Genomic DNA, 20080 nt, shown 5'->3' on the forward strand with positions numbered 1-20080 from the left:
TATATAGGAGATGCCTGCCCATGAGAAATTCCTGCCCGGAAAAGAGCCGCCTATCCAGTCATGTATAGGTTCGTGAATGCTCATATTCACGCAAACGGGAAACCTTAGGATGCCAAAAAAACCGCATCGAATGGTGTAATTCGATGCGGCTTCTATGAATTCCTGCTATTTTCTTAATTCCGCTCCAAAAGATTGCTCCAGTGCCGCAACCGCTGTCTCGACAGCGCTGCTAACCTCTTCATCAGTCAGCGTACGCTCCTGATGGCGGAAGCTTAGGGAGATAGCGATGCTTTTCTTGCCTTCGCCAAGCTTGCTGCCCTTAAACACGTCAAACACCCGGACGCGCTGCAGCAAATCACCGGCATGCTTCTGCACCGTCTCGATCAGCGCGGCTGCCTCCACCTGCTCATCCACCACAATCGCCAGATCCCGCTCCATTCCCGGATATCTTGGCAAATCACGATAGACGACCGTACTGTTGACAAGCTCATACAGCGGAGCAAGCAGCAGCTCGGCCACATACGTGTCCTCCAGATCCTTATCCTGCTGCAGCTGAGGATGGAGCTGACCCAGTGTGCCCAGCTTGACCTCTCCCAGCGGTGTATCCGCATAGAGTGTAGCTGAACGTCCCGGATGATAATCAGCCGGCTCATCCGCTTTATATTTCACCTGATCTGCAGTCACTCCCAAATAATGAAGGATAGACTCTACCGCTCCCTTGAGATCGAAGAAATCCACAGGCTGCGGCTGAACATTCCATTGCTTCATCCCTTGGCGTCCTGTCAGCAGCAGCGCCAGCGCTGGCTGCTCCTCCGGCTGGCGGGTCAGCTGGTCCTCTTCGGTGTGGAACAGATTGCCCAGCTCAAACAGCGCCAGGTCCGGCTGCTTGCGGTTCATATTATAGACGGCCATATCCAGCAGCTGCGGGAGCAGGCTTGTGCGCAGTACGCTGCGGTCTTCGCTCATCGGCATGGACAGCGGAACCGCTTTGCGGCCGGGAACCAGCGAGTGGAAGGTCTTCGCCTGCTGAGGGTCGATGAAGGAGTAGCCCAGCACCTCCTGCCAGCCGCCATGCGTCAGGAAGCGGCGCAGCGCGCGGCGCACCATCTGCGGCTTGGTCAGGGAGCCCGGTGTGGTCTCGCCCTCAATCGCGCTCGTCGGAATGTTATCATACCCGTACAATCTTGCAATTTCTTCGATCAGATCCACATCCAGCGTAATATCTCCGCGGCGGGTCGGCACCTCCACCTCGATGTGATCTTCGCCGGCATCGCCGAATGGAAAGTGCAGGCGGCTGAACAAGGTTTTGACCTCCAGCAGCGACAGCGCCGTACCAAGGAGCTTGTTCACTTTAGACAAGGACAGCGTAATCGTCGTCTTCTCAGTCACATCACTGCCGGCCTGGACAACGCCTTGATGGACAGCTCCTCCGGCGTACTCCGCCATCAGGGCTGCGGCGCGGTTCAAGGCAGGAATCACGGCAGCCGGATCCACTTCCTTCTCAAAGCGGGAGCTGGCTTCCGATCGTAGCCCCAGCTGTCTTGATGTCTTGCGCACTGTACCGCCATCGAAACGGGCAGACTCCAGCATAATATTTACGGTCTGATCTGTAACCTCGGAATGAAGTCCACCCATCACGCCTGCAAGCGCAGCAGGACCATTCTCACCCGCAATGACGAGCATATGAGGCTCCAGCTTGCGTTCCTGTCCATCCAGTGTAACCATGCTCTCGCCTTCACGGGCCAGGCGCACCGTAACCCCTCCGCCCGGCAGACGGTCGGCGTCAAACGCGTGCAGCGGCTGACCGTACTCCAGCATGACATAATTCGTAATATCGACGATGTTGTTAATAGGGCGGATGCCGGCAGCCATGAGACGGTTCTGCATCCACAGCGGTGATGTGCCGACGGTTACGCCGGTAATGTAGCGCGCACTGTAATGAGGGCACTGCTCTTCGGCCTCAATGGCTACAGAAATATGCTCTGCCGCCGCTCTGCTCACCTCGACAAGCTGCTCCTGTGGATCAGGCAGCGCCAGCTCGCGGCCCAGAATAGCACTCACCTCGTACGCGGTGCCGAGCATGCTGAGGCAGTCTGAACGGTTGGGCGTAAGATCGAGCTCCAGCACCTGATCATTCAAGCCCAGTACGTCTTCAATCGGCAAGCCGATGGCAGTCTGCTCCGGCAGCACCAGAATGCCCTCCTGCAGTTCTTTCGGGAGCAGCTTGTCGTTCATGCCCAGCTCTTTGGCGGAGCAGATCATTCCTTGGGACACAACACCGCGGAGCTTCGCTTTTTTAATATCCAGTCCGCCGGGAAGCTTCGCCCCCACCAGAGCAACCGGCACCTTCTGACCGGCATCTACATTTTTCGCACCGCATACAATCTGAATATCCTCATCCAGTCCGGCATCCACGATACATACGTTCAGCTTATCGGCATCCGGGTGCTTCTCTTTGCTTTTGACATAGCCGGTAACGACCTTGTGAATCCCCTGATTCCGGTTCTCGATGACATCAATTTCGATGCCAGCCGCTGTAATACGCCGGGCAAGCTCGGGCGCGGTTACCTCGCTCAGGGAAATATATTGGGACAACCATTCGGTTGATACTCTCATGACAAGCTCACTTCCTTTTCACCAAAAATTAAATACGCGCAAACTGCTTCAGGAACGTTAGATCGTTATTGTAGAAATGGCGGATATCATCGACACCGTATTTCAGCATCGCAATCCGCTCTACACCCATACCGAAGGCGAAGCCGCTGAGTGTCTGCGAGTCATAGCCACCCATTTCCAGCACCTTCGGATGGACCATGCCACAGCCCAGAATTTCCAGCCAGCCTGTGTGCTTGCACACCCGGCAGCCGCTGCCGCCGCATTTGACACAGGATACATCAACCTCGGCACTCGGCTCGGTGAACGGAAAGAAGCTCGGACGCAGACGTATCTGGGTGTGCTCGCCGAACATTTCCTGAACGAACTGCAGCAGCGTGCCTTTCAGGTCACTCATGCGGATTCCCTCGCCAATCACAAGCCCCTCAATCTGATGGAACTGGAAGGAATGCGTCGCGTCGTCGTCGTCGCGGCGGAACACGCGTCCCGGGCAAATAATTCTGACCGGTGTTTCTCCCTTCTTGGCCAGCATCGTCCGGGCCTGAACCGGGGACGTCTGTGTGCGCATCAGCAGGTCCTCGGTCAGGTAGAAGGAGTCCTGCATGTCGCGTGCCGGATGGTTTTTGGGCAGATTGAGCGCTTCGAAGTTGAAGTAGTCCGTCTCCACCTCAGGTCCTTCTGCCACCTGATACCCCATGCCGATAAAAATATCCTCAATATCCTGAATTACGCGGCTAAGCGGATGCACCGCACCTTGAGTCATCGGGCGGCCCGGCAGCGTCACATCCACCTTTTCGGCGCGCAGGCGCTCTTCTGTCTCCCGGCGCTGAAACTCCTCCTGCTTCCCGGTAATAAGCTCCTCAATCGCACCGCGAACCTCGTTGCCCACCTGTCCGATGACCGGACGCTCTTCGGCGCTAAGTGCGCCCATCCCTCTCAAAATTTCCGTGAGCGCTCCCTTTTTGCCTAAATACTTGACGCGCAGATCATTCAGGGTCCCGGGGTCCGTGACTCCTTGCAGCTGTCCAAGCGCTTCTTCCTTCAATGCCAATAATTTGTCTTTCATGGTCTTTCACGCCTCCTTGCATAATTGTCCTCTTCCACGCTGTGCACAGAACCAGCAAAAAAAGGCCTTCTCTCCCGTAAAGGGACGAAAAGACCGTGGTACCACCCTTGTTAACCCGTTCTCCATGAAACATGCCATGGCTATGGGGCTCACTTTAACCGACGTAACGGATCGGCGCCCGATATCTCCTACTGTCTCGCGTCCATAGACCCAAGAGTTCAAAGAACTGCTCCGGAGCGAACTTCACCAGCCTGATTCTATGCAGACACTCTCAATCCACGGCGTCCGCTCCCTGTACAGAAGCACTGCTTACTCTTCTCCATCCCAGCATTTGAAACTATGCACAAAATGATCTGGTATCATTATATGCATTATTGGTGCAGATGACAAGCTGGTGAGCTTATTGCCGGGAGCTCTGTCCACAGAATTGACGTCACACCCCGCGGATAATATTTACTGCCAATCGCAACTCCTGACAACATTTGATCACTCCAGCTCCAGAACGCATTCCGTGGATCTGTCAGCCATGCGACATGAGCTTCGTCAGCTCGACGCCCTTGCTCATCCCAAGGCATTCCCAGGATACGGGTAGCGACGAATTGACACAAGTAGATTTTGCTCAGCCAAGAATTATCACTGGTTGAAGAAAGCTTCCAGCCTCCATCCTCAAACAAACAGATGCCGGGGCGGAGCACATGCTCAAGATGGCGCTTCATGGCAGCGATGTAGGATGCGAAACGTCCATTCTCGTCAAGCGCATCAATACAGCCGAACGCGTACGGAAATACAAGTCCTTCAATAGCAGGAATAATCTTAGAATCGTTATTTTCTCCCAAGATGGCAGGAATATAGCCGTCTTCCTTGGCGAAGGAGACTATTGATGCGGCACAGCGATCTGCCTGTTCCGCAGCAATGCCTGCGGAGACGTCGTTGCCGGCATTGCGAAAGATTTGCTCGAGAGCCACATAGGCAGCCCAGCATTTACCGGCCAGGTAGATGTTGTTACGCGCTTGACCGAGCGATTGATCCAGACTGTCGTACGTCGTAATCTCTGCCCCTCCCTTGCAGCGAGAACTGTCCAGTCCCATAATGCCATTGCGCTTCGAGGGATCCGGATGATCCCTGTTCAGCATACTGACCAGACATTGCTCCAGCAGCGGGAGCCGTTTCTCAAGCCACAGCGTGTCATTCGTACGATGAACGTATACCGCAGCGCATAATAGCCAATTAACCAGTTGCTCGTGAGTCATCTGGGAGAAGCAGTCATTCAGCCCCGCCAATTCATACGCAGAATGGCCGGGACGTGAAAAGGAGTTACCCACACCCATGTCGTGCGTGAAGCTGATCCCGCCGGGATACAGCGTATCGTCATTGGGGAACAAGATCTGATCATGATAGCTGTAGCGGTCTGCATAAAGATCCAGCTCACAGCGAACCGTCCACGGATTCATCCGGATTTCATAGAACAACTGGTCCACGGTCAGATCAAATGTATTCATCATCCGATACTCGCCTTCGTTCACATTCCAGAGCGGCTTGCCGTTCCAATCCAGCAGTTGAGTGCTACCGTAATAGCTTCGGATCGAGTGAGCCAGCATGAAGCGCTGCTCCTCGGACAATCCGGTGCCAGCCAACCAAGTATCCGCCTCGAGAGCACGGGACTTTAATTCCTCAAAGTACTCCAGAGCAAACCTGGCTGCTGCTTCAATATTTGCGAAGTAATTCGTATACCAGTAGCTGGCATCGATATCGGTTGTCACATAACCGCCACGATAGAAACAAAGGGCGAATCGGTACGTTCGTTTCATCCCTGCAGGTGTTTCCATCAGCAGTGCACCGACACCGCCCAGCCCGAAATCATAATTTTCTTCATGCACATTTGTAATCAGCTTCTCCATCGAGAAATGCTGTGTCGGCGTCACGCCTTCATCCATAGTCGCTATCAAGGACATGCGGCCTTGCCCAACGCCGCAGATGCCATCGGTTAACTCCGGCTTTAGTCTCCTCATTACGCTGTACGGATCGGCACCCTGGTATCCGAACCATGCCTTGCACGGTTGTTTCCCTTGAGTATTGTCGACTGTCACTTCAGCGATCACGGCCGGAACAAGTACCATACGCAGCTCTTCTTCTCCAGCTTTCTCTGGATCGGGAACAGGACTCATCTGAGAATAAATCGAGAAGGTCAAGTCGCCAGCGCGCCATACGTCACTGCCGACACTGAAGCTCCTCTGGATCTCCTCCTGGTCGTACCTTTGCAGCAGTCTCTGTGATTTAGGCTCATCCGGAGAGTGCTCTGAGCTGTACCGTTTACTTTCATCTTCACCCGCCTCAAAAAAAGGAAGCCCACGGTAGACTGCACCAGCGGCGTCCTCAAGCAGCAAGAATACGTTCTCCTTTGGTGGCTGGCCTCTCTCCAAGTCAAAACCTCCGCTTGCCCCTGGAAATCCGAGTGTAAAGCTCGAGAATGCCCCGATCGGAGAATGATGTGCGTTGAAAAATTGTGGAGTTGTCATTCAGTTTTTCTTCCCTTCCTTCATAATAGTCTAACAATACGAAGGAAATGAGCAAAAATGGATGGGCAAACCGTGCAACTTTATGGACAAAGCTTACCTGACTAATAATGAATTGACTATAATAGAGAGCATGAAGGATTCTAAATCTAAAGGCGGTTTATCGATGGCGAACAAACAGACTGATTCACATGAAAGTAGATTCGAGGAATTGTTCCTTACGGACGTGGACATCGCCGTGAGGTCATATGCTGCTCATAGCCGGACCGTTGAGCCAGGATGGTTGTTTCAGAGCCACAACCATCCCATGTTCGAATTAAATATGGTGCTCTCGGGGCAGCAACTTTGCCGCGCAGATGGCAAGGAGTACGTCATGGAGCCAGGCGATATCGTGCTGCTAAAGCCGGAGGTAAAGCATGAGTGTGAAGCCACGGGATTGTTGAAGGTGCATTATTGCTGCGTTCATTTTGATCTCGACGAGCCAGCGCTGCGCCAGGCTCTCTGTAGCATTCACCATACATATCATAAGGCGGAGTCCCCGCTTGCAGCCGCGCTTCGGCCCATTCTGGTCCATCTTGCTGAAGCGAAGCCTACGAAGTGGGAAGCGCTCCCGTTTATTTTCCAGCTGCTCACCGCCTTAAGCCGCCTTTTGTCAAATGCACCGGAAGGATTGTTAGGATCCTCGCAGGAGTCTGGTGGACTCGCAAACCGGATTGCAGAGCGGCTCAATGGATTGCTCGCTGAGCGACATGGAGATGCTGACGATGATTATCGTATATCTGCCATCGCGGAAGAACTCGGCTACAGCGCGGCATACTGCAATCGCATCTTCCGCAAGGTGTTTGGAATGTCTCCGAGACAATATCTATCTAAGATGAAATTGAGAGAGGCACGGCTGCTTCTATTGAATGGAGAGCTAACGATCGACGCCATCGCAGAGAGGTTAGGATACAAGGACACTTCCCAGTTCAGCAAACAGTTCAAGCGCTGGACACAGATATCCCCCTCGCAATACCGACAGATGTTCCGGTAATGTTACTTTTGCGCCTGCGATTAGCTATTACACCGAGAGTTTCACTCCGATACCATGCTCCATAGCCTTACGCCAGTAATAGCCCGCGGCAGCAATATCGAAGATAGCAAGCCCCATCGGGTTAAAAAAGACCGGCTCCAATCGATCCACAGAACGCAAGCGCTGCCCGCAAACGACATCTGCAAGCGTGTGAACAGCCTCTTTGTGCAGGCCATGCTTCTGATGCAGCTGTTCAATATCGGTATTTTCCCGGCACACCTCATCCCAGTCGTCCACTACGATCGCTTTCAAATGGGCGACGCTTTCCGGAAGATAATCCCGAAGAGAAACGCCCAGCAGCAGCGTACCCTCTCTCGGCTTTTCATTAATATAGCGGGAGGAGGCTACCGTGCAGGTGGCCATGATGTCTGCATGTCGGTATACCTCTTGCCAATTTCCTGCGATGACGGTCTTAAAGCGCAGGACCTCAGGAATCGTTATGGGATCGATTCCCCGAGGATCATAAATATACACCTGCTCCAGCTGCTCACCCAGCATAGCGGCACACATCTCTAGATGAAGACGTCCAATCGGTCCCCAGCCGAGAATGCCCAGACAGACGCTGACAGGCTGCCGCGCATCCATATAGGCCTGCACCATCAGGCTGCTGACGGCGGCGGTCCGCAGTCCGCTAAGCCGGGCACTGTGAAAGAAGGCCAACGGCTCGCCCGTATCTATATGGTTCAAAATAACTGTGTTATGCGCACGCGGAAGCCCTTTTTCCACATTACCCGGAAAGCTTGCAATCCACTTCATCCCGGATAGTCCGATGTCGCCCCCGACGTAAGCCGGCATAGCAATGATGCGATTCTGTGGATTTTGGAAGCGTAAATATGGCTTGATCGGGTGAGCACTGTCCCCGGCAGCATCCATCATCAGCGCATGCCGGACCGTATCCCTCAGAGCATGCCAATCTGTACCCATAGCGGCAATATCATTATCATTTAAATACAGCATCATAGACCTCCCTTGCTACCGCGGGGATTCCAGCCAAGCACCCGCTGCACCCAGTCATCGTTGTACACTGTATCCAGATACCGCTCACCCCGATCCGGCAAAATGGCGCAGCAAACAGCATCCCGCGGAATGGATGATTTCATCCCCAGCAAGGCTGCGATGACGCCGCCGGAGGAGGCGCCGGCCATGATGCCTTCTTTTTCCACCAGGAGCCGGCAGCCCTCTACACAATCCCGGTCGGTGACGTACCGGACCTGATCCGTCATCCCGGATCTGAACTGCCCCGGAACCATGGCTGCTCCCAGGCCCGGAAATTGACGTGAACCCTTCTCTCCGCCAAAAATAACACTGCCGCGCGCATCCACCGCGACCACCTTCGTGCTCCAGCCCTTCGCTGCGATATAATCGGCACAGCCGCGAATCGTCCCGCAGGAGCTGACACCGCAGAACAAGTAGTCCACCTCGCCAAGCTCATCTCCAATTTCAGTCATGGTCGTTTCATAATGCGCCCGGCTGTTATCTGGATTACCATACTGATTGGTCCAATACGCCTGTGGAATCTGGGACAGCAGCTCCTGGACTCGCGCGATCCGTGCAGGCAGATACTCACCAGTCACCGGGTCCGGCTGCTCCACCAGCTCAATCTCCCCTTGAAAGCTGCGAATAATTGACTTATGCTGCTCGGTCGTGCGCGGGTCCACCACACAGATAAAGCGCAGACCAAGGAAGCAGCACAGCTGGGCCAGGCTGATCGCGAGATTCCCCGAGCTGGACTCGATCACCACGCTGCCCGCAGTAAGATCACCTCGCCGAATGGCTTCCTTCAGCAAATAGAGCGCCGGGCGGTCCTTGGCACTGCCGCCAGGATTCATGCCCTCGAGCTTCCCGTATACAGCAAACGGCTCGCGGGCAAACAGAGACGAGAGCCGCACCAGCGGGGTCTTCCCGATGCTATCTACAATGCCTCCCTCCAGCTTCATGCCGATCCCTCACGATGGTTATAATGTATTTTTTTCTGTTTGACCGCGCTGCGGTGGTCCTCGTCCTGAAAGCGCTGCTCGGTGACGGTAATCCTTCCGATGATTCCAGCCTGAACCATTGCGGCGATTTCCGGAATCCGCTGCTCCAGCTCTCTTCCTGCCGCTTCCAGCTCAGCCGATGTAAATGCAGGCTCGCCGCTAGTAGGATGGGCAGGGGAATAGACTTTCACCTGCAATCCGTGAAGATCCATATGAACCCGCACACTTCCCGTTCCCAAACGACGGTAAAGGACATCCTCAATATCGTAGATGCTGATTTTTTCGCCATGCTTCAGGTCTGGCCCTACCCGTTTAACAATGCTGTCAAAGCTCATCCGCTGCACCCCGTTTACCTCAATCGGCCTCAAGTCCCGCACCACATCGTAGGTGACATATCGGATGGCGGGGAACGCCTCTCTGACCGACGAGGTCAGCACCAGAATCTGCTCTCCGGGCGGCAGCGGCTCCAGCCCCTCTCCAAGCTCCTCAGCCCCCACGCCTTCGGCTGTAAGCCCGTCTGTCAGCACGTATCGTCCGTGCTCGTGAGAGTAATAGGCCATCGTTCCGATCTCAATCGAGCCGTACGTATCTGTCATGTCCGCAAGCGTCAGGTTTAGCTGCTCCGCAGCGCGGGCCATCCAGCCCTTCGGGGCGATTTCACCGACGAGAACCACTTTCCGAATGCCGTAAGCCGCCGGGTCGGGAGAGGTCAGCAGAATCCGCTCCAAAATGGAAGGCATGGTATACAGCACCTCTGGCTGAAACTGCAAAAGCTTCTCCAAATGCTGCTCAATCGGCAGCCTGAAGGAAATGGACTCCGCCGTCATCCCGAGCCGCTGAAATACCTCCACCGCTGTCGCTTCGGCGTGACCGGTACCCATGTCTGCCAAGGCAGAGCGGTAGGAGTCAGCGCCCAGGATGGTACGGTATACGTCCAGCTTGATGTTTACGTAATGGTGTTCATCAGAAGGGGTATAAAAAATCGACTTGCGCCGCCCCGAGCTCGTACCGGACGTGCGGTACTCCAGCATCCCGCTTTGAGCAGACAGGCCGGAATCCGGCGTGTAGTAATACTGCTCCAGCACCGAAGAAGTCATCAGCGGAAGTGAGGATAGCCGGAGATTCCGATTTTTGAAATCCAGTCCGGCCCAGGTGACATACCAGGGACAGCAGCCGCTGACCCGGGCAATCATTTCATGGCATTGTTCCGAGGATATCATGGGCAGAAGCTCCCCTTTCATGGATGTGCGATTCAAATTAGCTTATGCAAATCCATGCCGCACGGTCCGTCACAGACGGCTATGCTTACAGCATCTGTACACTTTCGGAGATCATCCTCCTCCGCCTCTCTGGGCTGTAAACCATACCCAACACGGTTATAGCGCCATATAATAAGGAGCTGATTGACATCCTGAATCTGTGAAAGGAAGGAAACCAAGGTGGCCAAAAAGCTTTTGGGCGGGAAGCTGAAACGAACAGCCATGATGCAGTCCAGCCGCATGCTGGCTCAACATATCCCCCACACCCAGCGATTGAATCGACAAGCCTTGTTCCACATGCTTCATCAATACGGCATGGTGTACGTGAAGCCCGACTACGGCTCCCAGGGCCGCGGCGTGATCCGTGTAGAGCGGCTCAAAAAGAGCTATTGCTATCAATATGGCACCAAAGTTTACTGCTTCAAGACGTTTCAGGACTTGTATGTATCGCTGAGCCCTTACTTCAAGCAGCGCAAATATCTGGTCCAGCGCGGAGTACATTTGCTTCGCTCTCAGGGAAGACCGTTTGACTTTCGGGTTATGATTCAGCGCAATCCTGCGCGGCAGTGGGAGTGCACGGGCACCTTCGCTCGACTGGCGCATCCTCGCAAAGCGGTAACGAACGGCAGCCAAGGCGGCTCGATCTATCCGCCATCGGTACTGCTTCGCCGGTTCGCCGGCCAGCGCCGGACGCAGCAGCTGCTGCGGCACATGAACCGGCTCGCCCACGTCACTGCATCCACACTCTCAATGCATCATCGTGAACTGAATGAGCTGGGCCTGGACATATGCCTCGACCGCAATCTTCGGCCCTGGATTCTGGAAGTGAATACGATCCCGGACCCCAAGCCATTTATGCTGCTACCGGATCACCAGCGGTTTATTCGCAGAATCGTTGCATACGGCTGCGCCTATGGCAGACGCTACAATCTGAAGGTAACCAAAGCCAAGCGGGGATAAAGGCTTGTTCCCTGCGGACAGCAAAGAGCGCCGGACCCCATCCTGTGAATGGGGTCCGGCGCTCTTTAGTCGTCGTGGTTTAGGATACGCTATTCCTTTCTGGCTGCCGGATGAGCAGCCAAACATGATATCTTATAAAATGCGCAAACAAAAAACCCTTGCAGCGCAAGGGTTCTTCATGATTAAGCGGGTGATGGGAATCGAACCCACGCTACCAGCTTGGAAGGCTGGAGTTCTACCATTGAACTACACCCGCATCAACTAAAAAATCGGGACGACACGATTTGAACATGCGACCCCCTGGTCCCAAACCAGGTGCTCTACCAAGCTGAGCTACGTCCCGTTAGCAGTAAGCCGTCTTAACGACAAAAATAAATATATCACGCAGCAATATAAATTGCAACTCTTTTTTTAAGCTTGAAGCGCGCAGTGCAACGGAATGACTCCAGCAGTTCACCTGCTCTTGAGCAAGCAAAAAAGCCCCAAGCCTCTTCAGGCTCGGGACTGTCAGTGCACTTACTTGTCAAACGTCACTTCAGGGGTAGTCAGCTTGTCATAGAAGTCTACAGCCTTATCTTTGTCCTCGGAGGCCCGAAGCGCCATCGCGGATCTTGGATGCTCGTCCAGCGTACCTGTAATCATGTACGGGATAATGTAGCCCCACTCTTCCTTCTCGCGCAGTGGGATCATGAAGCGCTCAATAATATCGAGCACAGGGCGCAGCTGATATTTAGTGCCCTTCAGGTGGGTAACCAGCAGCTCGGTTGGGCAGTTGCCCGCCGCACGGCCCATGCCATATACCGAGGCGTCCAGCAGCTCTACACCATGCTCTGCAGCCACCAGCGTGTTGGAGAAGGCCAGCTGCATATTGTTATGCGTGTGCACACCCAGGCGCTTGTTCGGCAGATGCGTCTTGAACTTGTTGACCAGGTATTCAATATCCTTGTGATCCAGGCTTCCGTAGGAATCCACGATATAAACGAAATCCACCACGCTGTCCTTGATCATCTCAAAAGCTTCCAGCAGCTCGTTCTCCATCACATTGGACAATGCCATAATGTTGATGGTGGTTTCATAGCCGCGTTCATGGAATACACGAACCAGCTCCAGCGCTTTGTCCACATCCTTGATGTAGCAGGCTACACGGATCAAATCCAGCATGCTTTGTTCACGCGGCAGAATGTCGTCCACCTCAACGCGGCCGATATCGACCAGCGCGGACAGCTTCGTGGTGCCCTTGTTCGGAATAACTTCACGCAGAAAATCATCGTCCAAAAAGCGCCAAGGCCCTGCCTTGTCGGCTCCCTTCAGCAGCTTTGGTGAATTCTTATAACCGATTTCCATATATTCTACGCCTGCCTCATTCAAGCCGGCATATAAATTCTGAACAAATTCCACGCTGAAATCCCAATTGTTGACCAAACCGCCGTCACGGATGGTACAATCTACGATTTTGGTATGACTACTTTTCATCCAAGCTAAACTCCCTTCACCCCGGTTTTTCTCTTCATCATACTTGAATGGCTGTGGAAAAGTAAAGCAAAAAGTCCGCTGAACGCGGACTGCACAGAGCAGGCAATGCCTGATTTTGCCTCTTGCCTATGGCCTTATATCGAAGATTTCCTCTTGGGAGCGTACCCATTCCGTAAGGGTCCGCACCATGACACCGGTACCGCCCTTCGCTTCCAGGCCGCTTTCCTTCCGGCTCCAGGAGGTGCCAGCGATATCCAGGTGAATCCATGGCAGTCCGTCTGCAAAGGTGCCGACAAACAATCCCGCTGTAATCGCGCCCGCCATACGTCCCGTGGAATTGCGGAGATCTGCTACATCGCTTTTGAGCATATCCCAGTATTCCGGATACGATGGCAGCGGCCACACATTCTCTCCCGCTTTCCGGGAAGCGGTGATCAGCTCCTGCATAAACACATCATCGTTGGTAACCGCTCCCGTCGCGGCCTGTCCCAGTGCCACCTCAACCGCGCCGGTTAATGTCGCTACATCGATAATTCGCTCGGCTCCCAGCGCCTTGGCATAGGTTACCCCGTCCGCCAGCACCATCCTCCCCTCGGCATCGGTGTTGAGCACCTCAACGGTCCGGCCGCTCAGCGTGGTGATCACATCGCCGGGCTTGACGGCATTGCCGTCTGGCATATTTTCTGCTGTTGGCACCACCATGACCACATTCACCTTGGGCCGGCGCTGTCCCAGCACCTCCATGACACCAAGGACGGCAGCAGCGCCGCCCATATCACCGATCATTTCCTCCATACCGCTGCCGCGTTTTAGAGAAATGCCTCCAGTATCAAAGGTAATCCCCTTGCCGACAAGTCCTGTCACATGCTCCCACGTATCTGTCCCCTGATACTTGATCACGATCATCTGAGGAGGGTGGGCACTGCCCTTGCCGACAGCCAGCAGCGCTCCCATGCCTAGCTGCGCCAATCTTTCTTCATTTATAATGTCCACTTCCATACCATACCGCTCAGCAAGCTCCAGCGCAGCTTGAGCCAGGTCTGAGGGGACCAGCAGATTGCCTGGCAGGTTCGTCAGACGGCGCGCCAGGACAACCCCATCGCCGATTGAGCTGCCCCAGCGAACCCCTTCCTCCCATGCCTCCAGAAAGCCGGGCTCCACCGGTCCATCCAGCTGAAACGTAATCTCCTCAAGCTGAGCCTGCTCCGGCTGCTCTCTCCGATAATGCTTAGCCCGTTGCGATCCCAAAATAAAGCCTTCGCACAGCGCCTGAGCGCATCCCTCCGCATCCTGCTCCACCATAAATTCCTGCATCGTAGAGGGAATGTCCATCTCCAGCCTTCTAGCCCCCAGCTTGATGGCGGCTCTTGCGGCATAAGCTGCCGCCTGGCGCAGCTCTCCAGCGGTCAAGGGGCCCTCCGTTCTGCCTGTCAGAATATAGGTCTCAAAGTGATCCTTTTTCCAGACTGGCAAGATATAGGTAGACCCCGGCTGGCCCTGAAAGAGTCTTTTTTCCACCAGAGATTGAAGTACCGGTTGAAGCTGGCGATCTAAACTGGCATGGAATATCTGATGTCTGCTGATCAGCAGCACTCGTGCATCGGGCCCCGCGCTTTCTAAAGGGTCGTGAATACTTCGCAGCTTCCATTTCATCGCTGTCCCTCCCTGTTTTGTATCTGCTCCGGATTTCACCATCCCTTTACCCTTTTCTTACTCTTGCGCAACATCCATAACTGGAAGCGTTATCATAAAGGTTGTCCCATTTCCGACCTGACTCTCTACTGCAATTGAACCTCCATGGTTCCGTACAATGCGATAGCTGACAGACAGTCCAAGTCCGGTCCCTCCCTCTTTTGTCGTAAAAAATGGATTAAACAGGTGATTCAGCGTATGATGGTCCATCCCCTTTCCATTGTCCGCAATTCGGATATGTACTTGCTTCTCCACCCGCGAGGCCCAAATTTCAATTCTGCCCTGAATGTGGCTGTGATCGCCGTCCATGGCGTCCAACGCGTTTTTGACCAGGTTCAGGATGACCTGCTTGATCTGCTTCACATCGACAGAGATGGCTGTTTCATCGACTTCATCCATATGGAGAACAATCTGACAGCCTTTCATAAGAGCCTCACTCTCTGTAAGAAGCGCAACCTCTTTTAGTAACGATAGCACCGAAATCATGGTCGTTTGGGGAGCAGACGGCTTGGATGAGTTTAAAAATTCGTATATGATATCGTTCGCACGATCAATTTCCATCAATATAATGCGTACATATTCATCTTTTCCCATCGTGATCAGGTGTGGACGAAGGAGCTGAATGAATCCGCGGATTGAGGTGAGAGGGTTCCGGATTTCGTGGGCAATCGAAGCTGATATTTTACCCAGCATGGCGAGCTTGTCGTTTTGGTAAGCGGTTTGCTCGATTTGTTTAAACTCGGATACGTCCTTGACACTTATTAAAAAATCTCCTTCCATCTGGTCACCGTACGTCATGGTAATGAGCCAGGATCGGCCGTATTCATCAACCAGCTCGTGGTTTTTTTTGCGGTGAAAGACGGTCTCGCGAAAAATCCGTATAATTTTCTTTCGTTTAAAGCGGGTAATTCCGGGATGTCTTAGCAGCTGTGTCAATGTGCACCCCGCCATAGATGTCCTAGGCACTCCCAGCAGTCTGGCCATCTGTACATTAACAAACGCAAGTACCCCTTCACTGTCAAAAAGAATAATTCCACTATCCAGGTTCTCCAGAATATTCTCATACTTATTTCTCACCAGCTGACTGCTTTGTAAAGCCCTCATGTCCTTCGGGCCGGCTTGTTGAACATCACTCAACAAACGAGCTCCCCCTCTCTCCATCAGATAATGAGGTCGAAAATGGTAACGGCATACGACAAAACAACATAACGGCGGCGGAAAAATTGTAAAATCTGTATTTTCTCCATCATAGTCACTGGAAGGAATAGCCGTCAATCAGAGAAACTGTCGAAATACATCAAATGTGCAAAAAAACGTTACGAGTTATGTAAAGGTAAATTTATATGGAAGAGCCGCCTTGTTCATAAAGTGCATGCTTCCGGCCTCTTGAGAGACTATTGTCGGGTTCGGTTTTTCGCGTTCATATGGCGCGGGGGCGGGCGGGCGACGCATCGGGTTCGGTTTTTCGCGTTCGTTTGGCGCGGGGGCGAGCGAGCGACGCATCGAGTTCGGTTTTTCGCATTCGTTTGGCGCGGGGGCAGGCGAGCGACGCATCGAGTTCAGTTTTTCGCGTTCATATGGCGCGGGGGCAGGCGTGCGACGCATCGAGTTCGGTTTTTCGCATACGATACACCTCCGGGCCGCCTCACGGCCCCCAACGGCAACAAAAAGGGGCTGTCCCTCAACGCACTGAAGCGTTCCCGGGACACCCCCTAGATCTATACTATGCCTTATGCTGAAGCTGCAGCCTGCGCTGACTCATCACCGCAAGCCGGCGCTTGAGCTCTCCTTGCCATTTCTCATCCTGCATCCATTTGGCTACGGCCAGGAGATCGAGAGACATGTCAATCTGGCTCTGTACAACCTCCAGCGCATCCTCGGATTCGCGGTTCACCACATTTTCGAAGATCGTCTCTTCATCTTCCATCACGTAGTCTTGAAAATCCACATGGGCTGCACCGTCGCCATGAGCGTATTCCGCGAGGATCTCATACTCATTCTCTACCCGATGATGAACTTCAATACGCTGACATACCGGACAAAACAACAGGGGAACATTATGCACCTGGGTCCGATAATGCTTCAATGTACCTTTTGTTCCCACCATACTAGCTCCGCAGCAAAAACTCATACTGTTCACCCTCCCCTGTCAATCCATAGCTTATGCTTTCGATATTGTATTCGCTTTCAGCCCCTATGATTCCTTCAAGCTGTCCCGCTTACCTCAAAATTGAGTCAAATGACCCTTACGTTATGTTATGAAAGAACTACACGAATATACAGATCCTATGCTAACCAGAATGTCTACTATCATATACACTAAACTTGCGCTACTTATATTTCAACCCCGCGGGGATCAATTAAACATCAATATTGAAACGAAAAAGCTCTCGTTCCCTTCCTCTATCAAGGGATTGAGAGCTTTCGTATGAAAAAGTCCAGGTTCAATTACAGGTTCGTGTCGCCTGGCTTCCAGTTCATTGCACACAGACCGCCGGATTGCAGAGCTTGCAGAACACGCAGCGTCTCTTCTACACTGCGGCCAACGTCATTGTGGTTAACGACTTGGTACTTCAGTTCGCCTTCCGGATCGATGATGAACAGGCCGCGCAGAGCTACGCCTTCTTCCTCGATCAGGACGCCGTAGTCACGAGCAACGTTCTTCGTGATGTCAGAAGCCAGCGGGAAGTTCAGCTGACCCAGGCCGTTAGCATCCTTGGAGGCATTGATCCAAGCCTTGTGGCTGTGAACAGAGTCCACGCTTACGCCCAGAACCTCAGTGTCCAATGTCTTGAATTGCTCATATGCATCGCTCAAAGCTGTAATTTCAGTAGGACATACAAAGGTGAAATCCAGCGGGTAGAAAAAGAATACAAGCCACTTGCCGCGGTAGTCGGACAGGCTGACTTTACCAAAGTCTTTGCCATCGCCGGATACGGTTTCCATTGTGAAATCTGGTGCAGCTTTACCAACCAAACGTTCTGCCATGATTGATTTTCCTCCTTAAGGTGTGCAAGCCAACAGCTTGTACATACACATAATTTATGTTCCGGGAACAGTTCCTTAATGATGTTATCATTGCAAAATGGCAAAGTCAAGATTATAGATGTTATTTTATTATAATCATTATAATTAAGGAAATCAGTTCATTACGCTTTGCGGATGGCCTTCGCAATCAGGTCGCCCATCTCTGTAGTGCTTAGCGCTTGGCTCTTGTCTACCGCAATGTCCGCAGTGCGGTGACCGGCATCCAGCACCTCAGCTACAGCCCGTTCAATCGCATCTGCAGCGTCGGAATAACCGAAGGTCAGACGGTACATCAGCGCTACCGAGAGGATCGTTGCAATCGGGTTCGCAAGGCCTTGGCCTGCGATGTCCGGAGCTGATCCGTGTACCGGCTCGTACAAGCCATAGCTGCCTTCGCCCATAGAAGCCGAAGCCAGCATGCCGATCGAGCCTGTCAGCATCGCGGCCTCGTCGCTCAGGATATCACCAAACATGTTCTCCGTTACGATGACATCAAAGCTTGCCGGGCGGCGCAGCAGCTGCATCGCACAATTGTCAACCAGGACATGCTCCAGCTCGATCTCCGGATACTCTGGCGCGATGCGGTTGACGGTTTCACGCCACAGGCGGGAGGTTTCCAGAACGTTCGCTTTATCGACCGAAGCCAGCTTCTTGCGGCGCTTGCCCGCAATTTCAAATGCCTGACGTACAATACGCTCGACCTCAGCCGTGTTGTATACGCAGGTATCTACTGCTTCTTCGCCGCCAGCACCTTCACGTCTGAACTTCTCACCGAAGTAGATTCCACCAGTCAGCTCACGGACAACCATCAGGTCGGTGCCTTCCAGCACTTCCGGCTTCAAGGTGGACGCATCCTTTAAGCAATCAAAAATAACGGCCGGACGAAGGTTCGAGAATAGTCCCAGCTCTTTGCGAATGCCGAGCAGACCGGTTTCAGGACGCAGCTCCTTCGAATTATTGTCCCACTTCGGACCGCCAACCGCTCCAAGCAGCACCGCATCCGCATTCTTACACACCTCCAGCGTTTCCGCCGGCAGTGGAGTTCCCTTCTCGTCAATGGCAATGCCGCCAAACAGAGCATGCTCTGTGCTGAAGGAGTACCCGAAAACCTCTTCCGTTACCTTTATAATTTTCTCTGCCTCTGCTACAACCTCGGGACCAATCCCGTCCCCAGCAATAACCGCAATTTTCTTCGTTTCTGACATGTAAATCCACTCCTTCATATGTAAATGCGTAATTCATCCGTTTTATCCTACTCACTGTTGTATCATAGTTTAGTCAAGCTTGACCAAGATATAGAATCTATGAACTTAATAAGCTTTGCCTATAAGTTAGCTGCATTCTCCTAAATTTGCTATCATCCGTGATCCTTCTTTAGAATAGAGAGAAGTACGCTGCAGTTCATTAAACTACGAAGGAGATGACAAGATGCAATTTGCTCCGCTCGGAAAATCCGGCATGAAGGTCAGCCGCCTCTGTTTAGGCACCATGAATTTTGGACCTGTCACTGATGAAAAAGAGGCCTTCCGGATTATGGATACTGCGCTGGATGCCGGCATTAATTTTTTTGACACCGCCAATGTGTATGGCTGGGGTGAGAATTCCGGTTTGACAGAAAGCATTATCGGACGCTGGTTTCAGCAGGGCGGCGGACGCCGGGAGAAGGTGGTCCTCGCCACCAAAATGTACGGCACGATGAGCGATCCATTAGATGGACCGAACGATCATGCCGGTCTGTCCTCCTACAAGGTGCGCCGTCATCTCGACGCTTCTCTAAAGCGCTTGCAGACTGATCACATCGAGCTGTACCAGATGCATCACAGTGATCTTTCGGTCACCTGGGATGAAATGTGGGGTGCGTTTGAGGTCGCCGTGCAGCAGGGCAAAATCGGCTACGTTGGCTCCAGTAACTTTGCAGGCTGGCAAATTGCAGCCGCGCAGTCTGAAGCCAAGAGCCGGCACTTTCTGGGCCTGGTATCCGAGCAGCACAAATATAGCCTGAACTGCCGCCTGCCAGAGCTGGAAGTGCTTCCTGCCGCTCAGCATTACGGTCTGGGTGTCATTCCGTGGAGCCCGCTGGACGGCGGACTGCTTGGACGCAATGCATTGAAGAAGATTCAAGGCTCCCGCAGCGGCGGCAATGACGAGCGGGTTGAGCAGCACCGGACACAGCTGGAGCAGTTCGCCTCCCTGTGCCTGGAGCTGGGCGAGCCGCAGGACGTTGTAGCGTTGGCCTGGGTGGCCGCCAATCCTGCGGTGACGTCTCCGATTATCGGCCCTCGTACACTGGAGCAGCTGGAAAGCTCTCTGCGTTGTCTAGAGGTGACGCTGGACGAATCCGTCATGAAGGCTCTGGACGAGATTTTCCCGGGTCCCGGAGGCACTGCGCCACAGGCCTACGCCTGGTAACGGATAAGACAATCTCTCTT

General features: G+C 53.3%; 16 protein-coding genes and 2 tRNA genes. 3 read left to right on the forward strand and 15 right to left on the reverse strand.

Annotated features, from left to right (window positions below):
• Positions 1–165: 165 nt before the first annotated feature.
• The 3 genes from pheT to E6C60_RS15725 form a co-directional block, all read right to left on the reverse strand.
• On the reverse strand, positions 166–2616 hold the full coding sequence (gene pheT / locus E6C60_RS15715) for a phenylalanine--tRNA ligase subunit beta (RefSeq protein WP_138226709.1): 2451 nt from the start codon (positions 2614–2616) through the stop codon (positions 166–168).
• 28 nt (positions 2617–2644) lie between these two features.
• The gene (gene pheS, locus E6C60_RS15720; protein WP_138226710.1) at positions 2645–3679 is read right to left on the reverse strand and encodes a phenylalanine--tRNA ligase subunit alpha; all 1035 of its coding nucleotides are present in this window, start codon (positions 3677–3679) and stop codon (positions 2645–2647) included.
• Positions 3680–4050: 371 nt separating this feature from the next.
• Positions 4051–6195: a glycoside hydrolase family 52 protein gene (locus E6C60_RS15725; protein ID WP_138226711.1), complete on the reverse strand. Its 2145-nt coding sequence runs from the start codon at positions 6193–6195 to the stop codon at positions 4051–4053.
• A gap of 163 nt (positions 6196–6358) precedes the next feature.
• Here E6C60_RS15725 and E6C60_RS15730 point away from each other — a divergent pair, with 163 nt between their 5' ends.
• Complete coding sequence (locus E6C60_RS15730) at positions 6359–7225, forward strand: AraC family transcriptional regulator (RefSeq protein WP_175415333.1); 867 nt, start codon at positions 6359–6361, stop codon at positions 7223–7225.
• Positions 7226–7252: 27 nt separating this feature from the next.
• On the opposite strand, the gene E6C60_RS15735 is transcribed toward E6C60_RS15730, so the two are convergent.
• The 3 genes from E6C60_RS15735 to E6C60_RS15745 are packed head-to-tail and all read right to left on the reverse strand — an operon-like array spanning position 7253 to position 10460.
• Complete coding sequence (locus tag E6C60_RS15735) at positions 7253–8224, reverse strand: 2,3-diaminopropionate biosynthesis protein SbnB (RefSeq protein ID WP_233281034.1); 972 nt, start codon at positions 8222–8224, stop codon at positions 7253–7255.
• The gene (sbnA, locus tag E6C60_RS15740; RefSeq protein ID WP_138226713.1) at positions 8221–9201 is read right to left on the reverse strand and encodes a 2,3-diaminopropionate biosynthesis protein SbnA; all 981 of its coding nucleotides are present in this window, start codon (positions 9199–9201) and stop codon (positions 8221–8223) included. Before sbnA ends, E6C60_RS15735 begins: the two co-directional genes overlap by 4 nt.
• Positions 9198–10460 (reverse strand): phenylacetate--CoA ligase family protein, encoded by a 1263-nt coding sequence (locus tag E6C60_RS15745; RefSeq protein WP_138226714.1) that lies wholly within the window; start codon positions 10458–10460, stop codon positions 9198–9200. Before E6C60_RS15745 ends, sbnA begins: the two co-directional genes overlap by 4 nt.
• A 219-nt stretch (positions 10461–10679) precedes the next feature.
• Here E6C60_RS15745 and E6C60_RS15750 point away from each other — a divergent pair, with 219 nt between their 5' ends.
• Positions 10680–11459, forward strand: a complete 780-nt coding sequence (locus tag E6C60_RS15750; protein WP_233281035.1) for a YheC/YheD family protein — start codon at positions 10680–10682, stop codon at positions 11457–11459.
• Between the two features lie 185 nt (positions 11460–11644).
• On the opposite strand, the gene E6C60_RS15755 is transcribed toward E6C60_RS15750, so the two are convergent.
• The 9 genes from E6C60_RS15755 to leuB form a co-directional block, all read right to left on the reverse strand.
• Positions 11645–11715 (reverse strand) — tRNA-Gly (locus tag E6C60_RS15755).
• A 13-nt stretch (positions 11716–11728) separates the two neighbouring features.
• Positions 11729–11802 (reverse strand) — tRNA-Pro (locus E6C60_RS15760).
• Positions 11803–11975: 173 nt separating this feature from the next.
• Complete coding sequence (locus E6C60_RS15765) at positions 11976–12932, reverse strand: aldolase catalytic domain-containing protein (RefSeq protein ID WP_138226715.1); 957 nt, start codon at positions 12930–12932, stop codon at positions 11976–11978.
• Positions 12933–13058: 126 nt separating this feature from the next.
• The gene (locus tag E6C60_RS15770) at positions 13059–14585 is read right to left on the reverse strand and encodes a leucyl aminopeptidase (protein ID WP_138226716.1); all 1527 of its coding nucleotides are present in this window, start codon (positions 14583–14585) and stop codon (positions 13059–13061) included.
• A 57-nt stretch (positions 14586–14642) separates the two neighbouring features.
• Positions 14643–15764, reverse strand: a complete 1122-nt coding sequence (locus E6C60_RS15775) for an ATP-binding protein (RefSeq protein ID WP_138226717.1) — start codon at positions 15762–15764, stop codon at positions 14643–14645.
• 183 nt (positions 15765–15947) lie between these two features.
• The gene (locus tag E6C60_RS21185; protein ID WP_217496343.1) at positions 15948–16127 is read right to left on the reverse strand and encodes a hypothetical protein; all 180 of its coding nucleotides are present in this window, start codon (positions 16125–16127) and stop codon (positions 15948–15950) included.
• A gap of 220 nt (positions 16128–16347) precedes the next feature.
• Positions 16348–16755: a hypothetical protein gene (locus E6C60_RS15780; protein ID WP_138226718.1), complete on the reverse strand. Its 408-nt coding sequence runs from the start codon at positions 16753–16755 to the stop codon at positions 16348–16350.
• A gap of 317 nt (positions 16756–17072) precedes the next feature.
• The gene (locus tag E6C60_RS15785; RefSeq protein ID WP_138226719.1) at positions 17073–17612 is read right to left on the reverse strand and encodes a peroxiredoxin; all 540 of its coding nucleotides are present in this window, start codon (positions 17610–17612) and stop codon (positions 17073–17075) included.
• 161 nt (positions 17613–17773) lie between these two features.
• Positions 17774–18856 (reverse strand): 3-isopropylmalate dehydrogenase, encoded by a 1083-nt coding sequence (gene leuB / locus E6C60_RS15790; protein ID WP_138226720.1) that lies wholly within the window; start codon positions 18854–18856, stop codon positions 17774–17776.
• A 223-nt stretch (positions 18857–19079) separates the two neighbouring features.
• Here leuB and E6C60_RS15795 point away from each other — a divergent pair, with 223 nt between their 5' ends.
• On the forward strand, positions 19080–20060 hold the full coding sequence (locus tag E6C60_RS15795; protein ID WP_138226721.1) for an aldo/keto reductase: 981 nt from the start codon (positions 19080–19082) through the stop codon (positions 20058–20060).
• The last annotated feature ends 20 nt before the right edge of the window (positions 20061–20080 follow it).

The sequence above is a fragment of the Paenibacillus algicola genome (assembly GCF_005577435.1).
In the GTDB taxonomy this organism is placed as follows: Bacteria; Bacillota; Bacilli; order Paenibacillales; family Paenibacillaceae; genus Paenibacillus_AQ; species Paenibacillus_AQ algicola.

What these genes read in the sequence shown, in the direction of transcription:
- pheT (WP_138226709.1), bottom strand. Translation starts at nt 2,616, where the DNA reads ATGAGAGTATCAACCGAATGGTTGTCCCAATATATTTCCCTGAGCGAG.
- pheS (WP_138226710.1), bottom strand. Translation starts at nt 3,679, where the DNA reads ATGAAAGACAAATTATTGGCATTGAAGGAAGAAGCGCTTGGACAGCTG.
- E6C60_RS15725 (WP_138226711.1), bottom strand. Translation starts at nt 6,195, where the DNA reads ATGACAACTCCACAATTTTTCAACGCACATCATTCTCCGATCGGGGCA.
- E6C60_RS15730 (WP_175415333.1), top strand. Translation starts at nt 6,359, where the DNA reads ATGGCGAACAAACAGACTGATTCACATGAAAGTAGATTCGAGGAATTG.
- E6C60_RS15735 (WP_233281034.1), bottom strand. Translation starts at nt 8,224, where the DNA reads ATGATGCTGTATTTAAATGATAATGATATTGCCGCTATGGGTACAGAT.
- sbnA (WP_138226713.1), bottom strand. Translation starts at nt 9,201, where the DNA reads ATGAAGCTGGAGGGAGGCATTGTAGATAGCATCGGGAAGACCCCGCTG.
- E6C60_RS15745 (WP_138226714.1), bottom strand. Translation starts at nt 10,460, where the DNA reads ATGATATCCTCGGAACAATGCCATGAAATGATTGCCCGGGTCAGCGGC.
- E6C60_RS15765 (WP_138226715.1), bottom strand. Translation starts at nt 12,932, where the DNA reads ATGAAAAGTAGTCATACCAAAATCGTAGATTGTACCATCCGTGACGGC.
- E6C60_RS15770 (WP_138226716.1), bottom strand. Translation starts at nt 14,585, where the DNA reads ATGAAATGGAAGCTGCGAAGTATTCACGACCCTTTAGAAAGCGCGGGG.
- E6C60_RS21185 (WP_217496343.1), bottom strand. Translation starts at nt 16,127, where the DNA reads ATGCGTCGCTCGCTCGCCCCCGCGCCAAACGAACGCGAAAAACCGAAC.
- E6C60_RS15780 (WP_138226718.1), bottom strand. Translation starts at nt 16,755, where the DNA reads ATGAGTTTTTGCTGCGGAGCTAGTATGGTGGGAACAAAAGGTACATTG.
- E6C60_RS15785 (WP_138226719.1), bottom strand. Translation starts at nt 17,612, where the DNA reads ATGGCAGAACGTTTGGTTGGTAAAGCTGCACCAGATTTCACAATGGAA.
- leuB (WP_138226720.1), bottom strand. Translation starts at nt 18,856, where the DNA reads ATGTCAGAAACGAAGAAAATTGCGGTTATTGCTGGGGACGGGATTGGT.
- E6C60_RS15795 (WP_138226721.1), top strand. Translation starts at nt 19,080, where the DNA reads ATGCAATTTGCTCCGCTCGGAAAATCCGGCATGAAGGTCAGCCGCCTC.